We start from the raw sequence: 9,444 nt of genomic DNA on the forward strand, positions 1-9,444 counted from the left end.
GCGCTGAGCGAGGCGGATCGGGAGCGCTATCAGGAGGAACTGAAGCATTACCGGGATGCGCTAAGCATGTTGCGCACCGCCCGTGAAGAGGGTATTGCGGAAGGCATTGAAAAAGGCATCGAGAAAGGCATCGAAAAAGGTATCGAAAAAGGTATCGAAAAAGGCATCGAAAAAGGCATCGAAAAAGGCATCGAAAAAGGCATCGAAAAAGGTATCGAAAAAGGTATGGAACAGGCGATTCAGCGCTTGATCCGTTCGGGGATTCCGGCGGATCAGGCCCGACGGTTATTGGGGTTAGAATAGGTCAGGACTTTCGCTAAACCCGTCAATTCGTCATACCCGCGAAAGCGGGTATCCAGGCTTTTCAGCGGCTGACTGGATTCCCGCCTACGCGGGAATGACGGAAAGCGAAAGTCCTATAGGCCAACAATTTGCTGGTGCGGTTAGTGCGCCGCCGTTTTGGCGACACGGTGGCGGCGCACAGCGCGCCGGTGCTGGCGCAAATCACCGAGCCGACGGTGTTGGAGGATTTGGGCGAGGCGCTGCTGGATTGCGCCGATGGCGAGGCGTGGTTGGCGGCGCTGGCGGACAGGCGGTAGCGTGGTTGCTGTCAGAAAATTTTACACCCCCGCGCTCCTTCAAGCGGCAAGGCGGATTGCTGGAGGTCGGCGGATTGTTATCGGCCTGGAAATCGGCCATAATGCAACGCAAATGCAATGCAATGGAGTCCAGCTATGAAGACCGCTTCCATTCCCTCACTCCGAGTTAACCCCGAGCTGCGACAGGCGGCTGAGAGTGTTTTGCAGAACGGCGAGACGCTCTCCAGTTTCGTGGAGCAATCCCTACGAGCCAATATTGAGTGCCGACGGGCGCAACAGGAGTTCATCGCCCGTGGTCTGGCCGCGCGGGATGAGGCGCGGAAAACGGGTGAATACTTCGCAGACGATGAAGTCTTGCGCGAGATGGACGACCTGCTGAGTCATGCCGAAGCTAAGGCCGGTGCGTGAGCTATCGAGTTCGCTATACCAAGACGGCCAGGGAAGACTTGCGGCGGTGGTACGGTTTCCTGTTGGAGCGCGATCTACCGGCCGCCCGTCGGGCGCGCGAGGTGATCGGAAAGAGCGTCGAACTCCTGCGTGAATTCCCTTTTACCTGCCGTAAGCCATTATCTGATAACCCTTTTTTGCGCGAGATGGTGATTCCATTCGGTGCGGCCGGCTACGTCGCCTTGTTCGAGATCGAGGACAATGCAACCGTCACTATCCTGGCGATTCGCCACCAGCGCGAAGAAGATTACCACTAGGCTTCATAATGCTGGATTGCGCCGATGATGCGGCGTAGCTGGCCCGGCTGGGCGCGGCTGGGCAGTGAGCAGTGGATGCACAGTGCATACCGGACTGGCGGCGGGGGTGCCGGTGCTTTCTAATCTAATAATTGCTAAGAGATTATCCCATGACTGAGATCACTGACCTCATCACCCAACGTTGGGATGTTATCGTCGTGGGTACTGGCATCGGCGGTGCAACTTTGGGATATGCCCTTGCCAAAGCGGGCAAACGGGTGTTGTTCTGCGAGAAGGGGCGATCATATCTTGGCGATGCCGAAGCCTTGACCGGACGCTATGCGGAACAGTCTTTCGCGCAGCCATCGGTTCCACGACCGGAACATCGAGAATTGTTGGCGCGGGCTGGCCGGTGTTGGGATCAGATTGAGGATTGTTCAGCATCGAAGCCGCGCCGCTTCATCCCGTTTATCGGTGCCAGCACTGGCGGTTCCAGTGCGCTCTACGGGATGGCGATGGAACGGTTTTTTCCAGAGGATTTCACGCCGCGCCATAACTACCCGGATATTGCCGGGACTTCGTTGCCCGAACGCTGGCCGATTTCCTATCAGGACTTGGCTCCGTATTACACGGCTGCCGAACAACTTTACCGCGTTCGGGGGGGCGGCGATCCATTGCGTGCCGAGGGAACCGCGCATCCTCTGCCGGCGCTGCCGCCGTTGATGCCCGCTGCTCAAGAGTTGACCCAGTTTTTACAGGACAAGAATCTTCATCCTTACCGGCTCCCCATGGCCTGTGAGTCTGTTCCGGGTTGCGAATGTTGCCAGGGCTATTTATGTCCCCGAGAGTGCAAGAACGACAGTGCACGGATATGCCTGCAACCCGCCTTGGCGCAACATGGCGCTGCCCTGCTGGATCAGTGCGAGGTGGTGCGGCTCGAAGCGACGCGGGAAGCGGTGACGGGTGTAGTCTGCGAACGGCAGGGGAAACAGTTTGTTCTGAAGGGCGACCTCGTGGTGCTGGCCGCCGGGGCTTTAGTCACGCCTAACCTACTACTCCGTTCCCGTTCCGACTTTTGGCCGAATGGATTGGCGAACGATTCTGGTCTGGTGGGACGTAATCTCATGCGCCACTTTGTGGATTTGTACTTGATTACGCCCCGTCATAGTGCGGGTGACAACCGTCATAAGGAACTGGCTTTCAACGATTTTTACCATTCCCCGGAACGGCTGGGAACGGTTCAATCCTTCGGGCGGTTGCCGCCTGCCGAGATGCTGGCGGAATCATTGGAACAAGATATTCATCATGGCCCCTTACCTTGGCTGGCCAAACCGTTCCGATGGGTTAAGCCGATGCTCAAACCGATGTTACGGCGGATGGTGGAACGGAGTCTGGTGCTGGCGGGGATCATGGAGGATTTACCCTACCCAGATAACCGGGTGACTATCGGATCGGATCAAAGATCAACGCAACTTTATTACCGGATCCAGCCCACTGAACAGGCTAGAATTGAGCGGTTTCGGGATAGGGTCCGCGAAGCGTTACGGCCCTACAAAGTGCAAATCGTTAAACAGGCCGAGAACAACGAGCGGATCGCCCATGCTTGTGGGACCTGCCGCTTCGGGGAGAATCCGAAGGAGAGTGTGCTTGATCCCCGCAACCGGGCGCATGGACTCGGCAATTTGTATGTCGTGGATAGTTCGTTTTTTCCTTCAAGCGGTGGTACTAATCCCAGCCTCACGATTGCTGCCAATTCACTGAGGGTGGCTAAAGACCTGTGTGGGATTCGGGGTTGATGCCCCTGTCGAAAATGCGAGGTTATCCATGAATCTGGAAGACTATCGAAACAGTTGGGCGCTAGTCACCGGAGCGTCGTCCGGGATTGGTCGGGAGTTTTGTTTGCAACTCGCGCCACTGGGGGTGAATCTGGTGATGGTGGCCCGCCGCGAGCAGCAACTCAAGGAATTGGCGGGAGAACTGGAGGCCCGGCACTCTATCCGCACACTGGTGCTAGTTAAAGACCTCAGCCAGCCCTCCGCCGCCGGGGAAGTCCGGCAAGCCGTCAATACGGTAGGTATCTGTCCCCGCATATTGATCAATAACGCGGGTTTCGGACGCTGGGGACGGTTTGAGGCGACGTCGGCTGATGTCTATCAACAGATGATCCAAGTGAATGTCGGCGCGGTGGTCGATTTTTGTCATACGTTCCTGCCCGATCTCGTGACTTTCCCCTCCAGCGTCATCATCAACGTCTCGTCCGGCGCTGCCTATCAGCCAGTGCCCTTCATGGCCACTTATGCGGCTACCAAAGCGTTCGTACACAGTTTCAGTCAAGCGCTTTATGGCGAATGGAAAGAGCGCGGCGTCTTAGTTAAGACCTTGATTCCTGGCCCGACGGCTACAGAATTCGACGCCAAAGCCGGCGCTTATGCAAGCGCCATTCAGGAGAGAGGAAATCCGAGTGAGGTGGTACAAGTCGCACTAAAGAGTTTGACCAATGATTCCCCTCTCGCCGTAGCAGCGAAAGGGACTTATAAGCAACGCTTCTTTGCCGGTCTTTTTCCAGCCAGCATAGTGATTCGGGAAGTGGCGAAGATGTTTCGGCCACCTAAGTAAAGTTTATGCATGGTGCCGTCTAACATTGCGTAAAACGCCCATTTTTTATCTTCGGGTAGCCCTTGAACCACAAAAAAACCCCGCCGAAGCGGGGTTTATAATAAAATCCAAATGAATTACGGGGTTTAGCTCTTGCGGCTGCGGCGCACGAATCCGAGGCCCACTAGCCCGATTCCCATTAGCGCAACCGACATCGGTTCGGGAACAGGATTTGAGGGTATAGAGCTGCTTGCGTCAACCTGCAAGAGTTCGTTCGGAGCAGCAGTATACGTAGCGCCTCCATTCAGCCAAGCATAGCTTCCTGACTTCAAACCATTCACTGCACCGATAGTTCCGGTGTCGCCCGCCGATCCACACGCATAACCATTTCCCGCCGCAGTGACGAAAGCAGAACCATTCCACATGCAACTCGACGGATCCGCCGTATTGAAATTCAGCCGCTGCTGAGTCGTAAAGCTTATGTTTAACTGAGTGATATCTTCCAAGATAAACGCTGAATTAATCGTATCAATGTTGACTAGTAACGAACCGTCTCCCCCGCCGGTAATGGTTCTAATTTTAGTGTAGTCATTGTCACCTAACGGGTAATCGTCCAAATTTTTGATCGTGGTAGGCTGCGTTTGAGACCCTGGAAAAGTACCTTGAGCTGAAAAAGAACTTGTTCCATCAGCCCCAATGCCGCCATACGGATTCACCGTACCACTAAGAACCAACGTACCGTTTTCGAAGTTCGTACCCAACAAGTTTTCACTGTCTGCTACTGGGCTATAATAAATTTTGAAATAGTTGACACCACCCTTAATCGCACCAAAGGTCGCCGTCTCAGTTAACGCACCTGCTGCGAAATCAATGACCTGTTCAGCGAAGCCCATGACAAAGGTCCATTCTCCGGCTGCGCCTAATTCTCCCAGGCCGCTGCCACCGTTCGACAGGTTGAACGTACTCAAGGAAGCTTGAGTGTACGCTTGAATGACGCTTCCAAATTCGAGTGCTGTCACCGAATTGGTGGCTTTGATTGGGACATTGAAGCCATAAGCGTCAACAAATAAGCCTTGTGTAATTCCGGCGTTCGCCGGATTGCTTATGGGTGTAGATAGCAAATTGCCTACATTCCAGTCGAGTCCGGCTATGTCAATGACACCACCACCGGCTCCATTGGGATTAATCTTTAGGGCGTTCGCCGGGCCAGCCGCAAGCGCTGCCAACACTGCCGCAGCGAGAAGGGTTTTCTTGGTAGTCGTCATGAGTGTTGCTCCTCAGTGGATTGTTTGCCGTTAGGGCGGAAAGAAGACTTGATTAGATTAAAGCATGAAAGATGCCAAGTAAAATTAAATTATTATTTTTCAAATTGTTATAAAATATTTCGTGATTTTTGCCAGAAAAAATCGAGCCTGAGTGTAAAATTTTCTGACAAGCCAGCAGGTGCGTTACTTACCCAATCCCTGGCGCAGCGCAATCCGCCCTATCCAGACTCCCGAAACTGACATTCCACCCCGATTTCCCGTTAATTTTTGCCCGTTGCAAGCCGCGATAAGGCGGATATTCGCGGTGTAAAATTTCCTGACAAGCTTCCAAATCAGTGAGTTAAACGGTATTCAGTGCCGGAACGACCGGGCAATCTGCCCTGCTCACGCTTCCGAACCTCCATTCCAACCCGATTTCCCGTTGGATTTTGCCCGCTGCGGGCCGCGATAGGGCGGATTATTGGAGGTGTAAAATTTTCTGACAAGCTTCTAAATCAGCGAGTTAAACGGTATTCAGTGCCGGAACGACCGGGCAATCTGCCCTGCCCACGTTTCCCGAATCCCATTCAACCCGATTTCCCCCGATTTTTGCCCGCTGTGGGTCGAAATAGGGCGGATGATTAGCGGTGTAAAGTTTTCTGACAACGCGCTCAAAATGCGCTGTCCAAGGTTATGCTCAGTCCATTTTTCACCGGAGTGCAGGGCGATGGCAACGACATTAGATGAGGTGTGGGCCTTGTTCCGCGAAACGGATCGCAAGTTTCAGGAAACGGATCGGGTGATCAAGGAACTGGCCCAAGAGGTCAAGGAGACCAGCCGGGAAGTTAAAAGAGTGAGCAAGCAAATCGGCGAGTTAGGCCACCGGCTGGGCGAGTTCGTCGAGGGGCTGGTCAAACCGGCGGTGGTGCGGCTGTTTCAGGCGCGGGGGATCGATATCCATGAAGTCTACCCGGATGTCGAAGTGGATCGCGGTACGGAGGGGATTCAGATCGACCTGCTGGTGGTGAATGACACCGAAGCGGTGCTGGTCGAGGTCAAGAGCAAGCTCACTGTCGCCGATGTTGACGACCACCTGGAGCGCTTGGCGAAATTCAAACGCCTGTTGCCGCGTTACGCCGAAGTGCGGGCCATGGGCGCAGTGGCGGCGATGGTGATCCCGAAAGAAGCCGCCCGTTACGCCTGCCGGCAGGGCTTCTTCGTGCTGGCGCAGAGCGGCGAAACCGTCGTAATCCTGAACGACGCCCAGTTCCAGCCCAAAGCGTGGTGAAGCGCGAAAACCCGGAAAATGCGCAGTGTAAAATTTTCTGACAACGCCCGCCCGGGGCGCTGTCCAAGAGGATGCTCAGTCTATTTTTCAAAGGAGTATGTAGCGATGGCAACGACATTAGATGAGGTATGGGCCTTGTTCCGCGAAGTCGCGGAAGCTCAGAAAGACACCGACCGGCAAATCAAGCAACTGAGTAAACAAATCGGCGAGTTAGGCAACCGGCTGGGCGAGTTCGTCGAGGGGCTGGTCAAGCCGGCGGTGGTGCGGCTGTTTCAGGCACGGGGAATCGATATCCATGAAGTCTACCCCGATGTTGAAGTGGATCGCGGTACGGAGGGGATTCAGATCGACCTGCTGGTGGTGAACGACACCGAAGCGGTGCTGGTCGAGGTCAAGAGCAAGCTCACCGTCGCCGATGTTGACGAACATCTGGAGCGGTTGGAAAAATTCAAGCGCCTGTTGCCGCGCTATGCCGAGGTGCGAGCCATGGGCGCGATGGCGGCGATGGTGATCCCGAAAGAGGCCGCGCGTTACGCCTACCGCAAGGGCTTCTTCGTGCTGGCGCAGAGCGGTGAAACCGTGGTGATCCTGAACGACGCCCAGTTTCAGCCGAAGGTGTGGTGAACCACCAAAACCCGGAAAATTCGCGGTGTAAAATTTTCTGACAACGCGGCTTTTGTCCCGCTGATCCAACCTCTCCAGCCGTTCGTCATACCCGCGAAAGCGGGTATCCAGTCTTTCAGCGGCTGATTGGATTCCCGCATTCGCGGGAATGACGACCATGAATACGAAAATCTACCGAGAATGGGTATAACCTCCCTGGAACTGCTACAGGGGATGCGCAACCGCGCCGAGCTAATGGCCGTGCAAAAAAGTCTGACCCTGCGCCCCATCCCATCCAAGGCGCCCCGCCGAAATCGGAGCGCAGCTTGATAGACCTTGGCGACATCCCATTCGCCGATCAACTCCGGGTAAAATGGGCCTGAACCCACTCACGCATCACCGTATTGACCCGTGTTTGCCAACCGCTGCCGGTCGTTTTCAAGGCGGCCAGCACATCGGCATCAAAGCGGATGGTGGTCGGCACCTTGCGCGGCGATTTTTGCGCTCCTCGAACGCGACGCTTCTCGGCCAACTTCTCCCGCAATTCCGCATAGGAGTGGCTGACCATCGCGTGGTCCCAGTCTTCCGGCTGGGTGCGCGGGTTGTCGGCGTCCGTCACCGGCGTTTCAGGGGCAGCGGCCAAAGCAGCGGCGACCTGTTCGGGGCTAAAGCACTTCTCGGAAGTAGCGTTGGGTTTCATGCTTGTCACCATAGCGGCAGGAAATCACAGGGGGGCCGGCGTCCCGCTCGGTCCAGATCACCACGACAACTCGCCCGTTCAGCCAACCGAGGCTTTTCAACCGCTGCTCGCCATACGCCTCGCGGGTATCTTCTTCCGTCACCAGCGGCGCATCAAAAACGGTTTCGCAGTCCGCGAAATCCAGCTCATGCTTGCGGAGGTTGGCTTGGCGCTTGGTTTCATCGAAGGTGATCATGAGATTATTGTATTAACAATCTGATGAAAAGATCAGCGATTGGTTTATACAACTGAACGACGCCCAGTTTCAGCCCAAAGCATGGTGAAGCGCGAAAACCCGGAAAATTCGCGGTGTAAAATTTCCTGACAACGCCCGCCCGGGGCGCTGTCCAAGGTTCGCAAGAGCCAATTTTTTACGGGAGCGCAGGGCGATGGCGACAACATTAGATGAGGTATGGGCCTTGTTCCGCGAAGTCGCGGAATCTCAGAAAGACACCGACCGGCAAATGAAAGAGACCGACCGGCAAATCAAGCAACTGAGTAAACAAATCGGCGAGTTAGGCAACCGACTGGGTGAGTTTGTCGAGGCGATGGTCAAACCCGCAGTGGTGCGGCTGTTTCAGGAGCGCGGGATCGACGTGCATGAAGTGCATACCGGCATCGAAGTGGATCGCGGCAGCGAAGGGATAGAGATCGACCTGCTGGTGGTAAATGACACCGAAGCGGTGCTGGTCGAGGTCAAGAGCAAGCTCACTGTTGCCGATGTCGATGACCACTTGGAGCGCTTGGCGAAATTCAAGCAGATGTTGCCGCGCTACCGCGAAGTGCGGGCCATGGGCGCAGTGGCCGCGATGGTGATCCCGAAAGAAGCCGCCCGTTACGCCTGCCGCAAGGGCTTCTTCGTGCTGGCGCAGAGCGGCGAAACCGTCGTAATCCTCAATGACGCCCAGTTTCAGCCTAAAGCATGGTGAAGCGCGAAAACCCGGAAAATTCGCGGTGTAAAATTTCCTGACAACGCCCGCCCGGTGCGCTGTCCAAGGTTATGCTCAGTCCATTTTTCAAAGGAGTACGTAGCGATGGCAACGACATTAGATGAGGTATGGGCCTTGTTCCGGGAAACGGATCGCAAGTTTCAGGAAACGGATCGGGTGATCAAGGAACTTGCTCAAGAGGTCAAGGAGACCAGCCGGGAAGTGAAAAGAGTGAGCAAGCAAATCGGCGAGTTAGGCAACCGGCTGGGCGAGTTCGTCGAGGGGCTGGTCAAACCGGCGGTGGTACGGCTCTTTCAGGCGCGGGGGATCGATATCCATGAAGTCTACCCCGATGTCGAAGTGGATCGCGGTACGGAGGGGATTCAGATCGACCTGCTGGTGGTGAATGACACCGAAGCGGTGCTGGTCGAGGTCAAGAGCAAGCTCACCGTCGCCGATGTCGACGACCACTTGGAGCGCTTGGCGAAATTCAAACGCCTGTTGCCGCGTTACGCCGAGGTGCGAGCCATGGGCGCAGTGGCCGCGATGGTGATCCCGAAAGAAGCCGCCCGTTACGCCTGCCGCAAGGGCTTCTTCGTGCTGGCGCAGAGCGGCGAAACCGTCGTAATCCTCAATGACGCCCAGTTTCAGCCTAAAGCATGGTGAAGCGCGAAAACCCGGAAAATTCGCGGTGTAAAATTTCCCTTTGTACATGACAAAAAAGATAACTTATTGAAATTGTGGTAAAATATTGTCTTTCTCAC

General features: G+C 55.3%; 12 protein-coding genes and 1 pseudogene. 10 read left to right on the plus strand and 3 right to left on the minus strand.

All coding sequences use genetic code 11. The features are described 5' to 3' along the window. The 6 genes and pseudogenes from BN874_RS25190 to BN874_RS15865 all read left to right on the plus strand — a co-directional run. Positions 1–303: pseudogene (locus BN874_RS25190) on the plus strand (hypothetical protein); the annotation flags it as partial. 128 nt (positions 304–431) lie between these two features. Then, a complete protein-coding gene (locus BN874_RS24690; RefSeq protein ID WP_195912210.1) occupies positions 432–599 on the plus strand; it encodes a hypothetical protein in 168 nt (55 codons plus the stop codon). Between the two features lie 135 nt (positions 600–734). After that, positions 735–1,007 carry a YlcI/YnfO family protein gene (locus BN874_RS15850; protein ID WP_034435194.1) on the plus strand — a complete coding sequence of 91 codons (273 nt, stop codon included), beginning with the start codon at positions 735–737 and terminating at the stop codon, positions 1,005–1,007. Further along, a complete protein-coding gene (locus BN874_RS15855; RefSeq protein ID WP_034435195.1) occupies positions 1,004–1,303 on the plus strand; it encodes a type II toxin-antitoxin system RelE/ParE family toxin in 300 nt (99 codons plus the stop codon). Before BN874_RS15850 ends, BN874_RS15855 begins: the two co-directional genes overlap by 4 nt. Before the next feature lie 149 nt (positions 1,304–1,452). Beyond that, positions 1,453–3,078, plus strand: coding sequence for a GMC oxidoreductase (locus BN874_RS15860; protein WP_034435196.1), 1,626 nt, complete (start codon positions 1,453–1,455; stop codon positions 3,076–3,078). A gap of 28 nt (positions 3,079–3,106) precedes the next feature. Beyond that, the gene (locus tag BN874_RS15865) at positions 3,107–3,898 is read left to right on the plus strand and encodes an SDR family NAD(P)-dependent oxidoreductase (RefSeq protein ID WP_034435197.1); all 792 of its coding nucleotides are present in this window, start codon (positions 3,107–3,109) and stop codon (positions 3,896–3,898) included. Between the two features lie 125 nt (positions 3,899–4,023). On the opposite strand, the gene BN874_RS15870 is transcribed toward BN874_RS15865, so the two are convergent. Next, a complete protein-coding gene (locus BN874_RS15870) occupies positions 4,024–5,142 on the minus strand; it encodes a PEP-CTERM sorting domain-containing protein (protein WP_034435198.1) in 1,119 nt (372 codons plus the stop codon). A 706-nt stretch (positions 5,143–5,848) separates the two neighbouring features. Between BN874_RS15870 and BN874_RS15875 the strand changes: the two genes are divergently transcribed. Together BN874_RS15875 and BN874_RS15880 are read left to right on the plus strand one after the other, a co-directional pair. Then, positions 5,849–6,409: a hypothetical protein gene (locus BN874_RS15875; RefSeq protein ID WP_034435200.1), complete on the plus strand. Its 561-nt coding sequence runs from the start codon at positions 5,849–5,851 to the stop codon at positions 6,407–6,409. 105 nt (positions 6,410–6,514) lie between these two features. Then, positions 6,515–7,033, plus strand: coding sequence for an NERD domain-containing protein (locus BN874_RS15880; RefSeq protein WP_034435201.1), 519 nt, complete (start codon positions 6,515–6,517; stop codon positions 7,031–7,033). Between the two features lie 337 nt (positions 7,034–7,370). Here the strand turns inward: BN874_RS15880 and BN874_RS25810 are convergent, their stop codons facing one another. After that, a complete protein-coding gene (locus BN874_RS25810) occupies positions 7,371–7,712 on the minus strand; it encodes a BrnA antitoxin family protein (RefSeq protein ID WP_034435202.1) in 342 nt (113 codons plus the stop codon). Continuing rightward, positions 7,678–7,947, minus strand: coding sequence for a BrnT family toxin (locus BN874_RS15890; protein ID WP_034435203.1), 270 nt, complete (start codon positions 7,945–7,947; stop codon positions 7,678–7,680). Before BN874_RS15890 ends, BN874_RS25810 begins: the two co-directional genes overlap by 35 nt. A 193-nt stretch (positions 7,948–8,140) precedes the next feature. Here BN874_RS15890 and BN874_RS15895 point away from each other — a divergent pair, with 193 nt between their 5' ends. After that, positions 8,141–8,680, plus strand: coding sequence for a DUF3782 domain-containing protein (locus BN874_RS15895; RefSeq protein ID WP_034435204.1), 540 nt, complete (start codon positions 8,141–8,143; stop codon positions 8,678–8,680). A 105-nt stretch (positions 8,681–8,785) separates the two neighbouring features. Beyond that, the gene (locus tag BN874_RS15900; RefSeq protein ID WP_034435205.1) at positions 8,786–9,346 is read left to right on the plus strand and encodes a hypothetical protein; all 561 of its coding nucleotides are present in this window, start codon (positions 8,786–8,788) and stop codon (positions 9,344–9,346) included. Positions 9,347–9,444 lie beyond the last annotated feature (98 nt).

Source organism: Candidatus Contendobacter odensis Run_B_J11, from assembly GCF_000531125.1.
Lineage (GTDB): Bacteria > Pseudomonadota > Gammaproteobacteria > Competibacterales > Competibacteraceae > Contendibacter > Contendibacter odensensis.

Coding starts and splice junctions, on each gene's coding strand:
- BN874_RS15900 (WP_034435205.1), top strand. CDS start 8,786: ATGGCAACGACATTAGATGAGGTATGGGCCTTGTTCCGGGAAACGGAT.
- BN874_RS15860 (WP_034435196.1), top strand. CDS start 1,453: ATGACTGAGATCACTGACCTCATCACCCAACGTTGGGATGTTATCGTC.
- BN874_RS15865 (WP_034435197.1), top strand. CDS start 3,107: ATGAATCTGGAAGACTATCGAAACAGTTGGGCGCTAGTCACCGGAGCG.
- BN874_RS15880 (WP_034435201.1), top strand. CDS start 6,515: ATGGCAACGACATTAGATGAGGTATGGGCCTTGTTCCGCGAAGTCGCG.
- BN874_RS15870 (WP_034435198.1), bottom strand. CDS start 5,142: ATGACGACTACCAAGAAAACCCTTCTCGCTGCGGCAGTGTTGGCAGCG.
- BN874_RS15875 (WP_034435200.1), top strand. CDS start 5,849: ATGGCAACGACATTAGATGAGGTGTGGGCCTTGTTCCGCGAAACGGAT.
- BN874_RS15895 (WP_034435204.1), top strand. CDS start 8,141: ATGGCGACAACATTAGATGAGGTATGGGCCTTGTTCCGCGAAGTCGCG.
- BN874_RS15890 (WP_034435203.1), bottom strand. CDS start 7,947: ATGATCACCTTCGATGAAACCAAGCGCCAAGCCAACCTCCGCAAGCAT.
- BN874_RS25810 (WP_034435202.1), bottom strand. CDS start 7,712: ATGAAACCCAACGCTACTTCCGAGAAGTGCTTTAGCCCCGAACAGGTC.
- BN874_RS15850 (WP_034435194.1), top strand. CDS start 735: ATGAAGACCGCTTCCATTCCCTCACTCCGAGTTAACCCCGAGCTGCGA.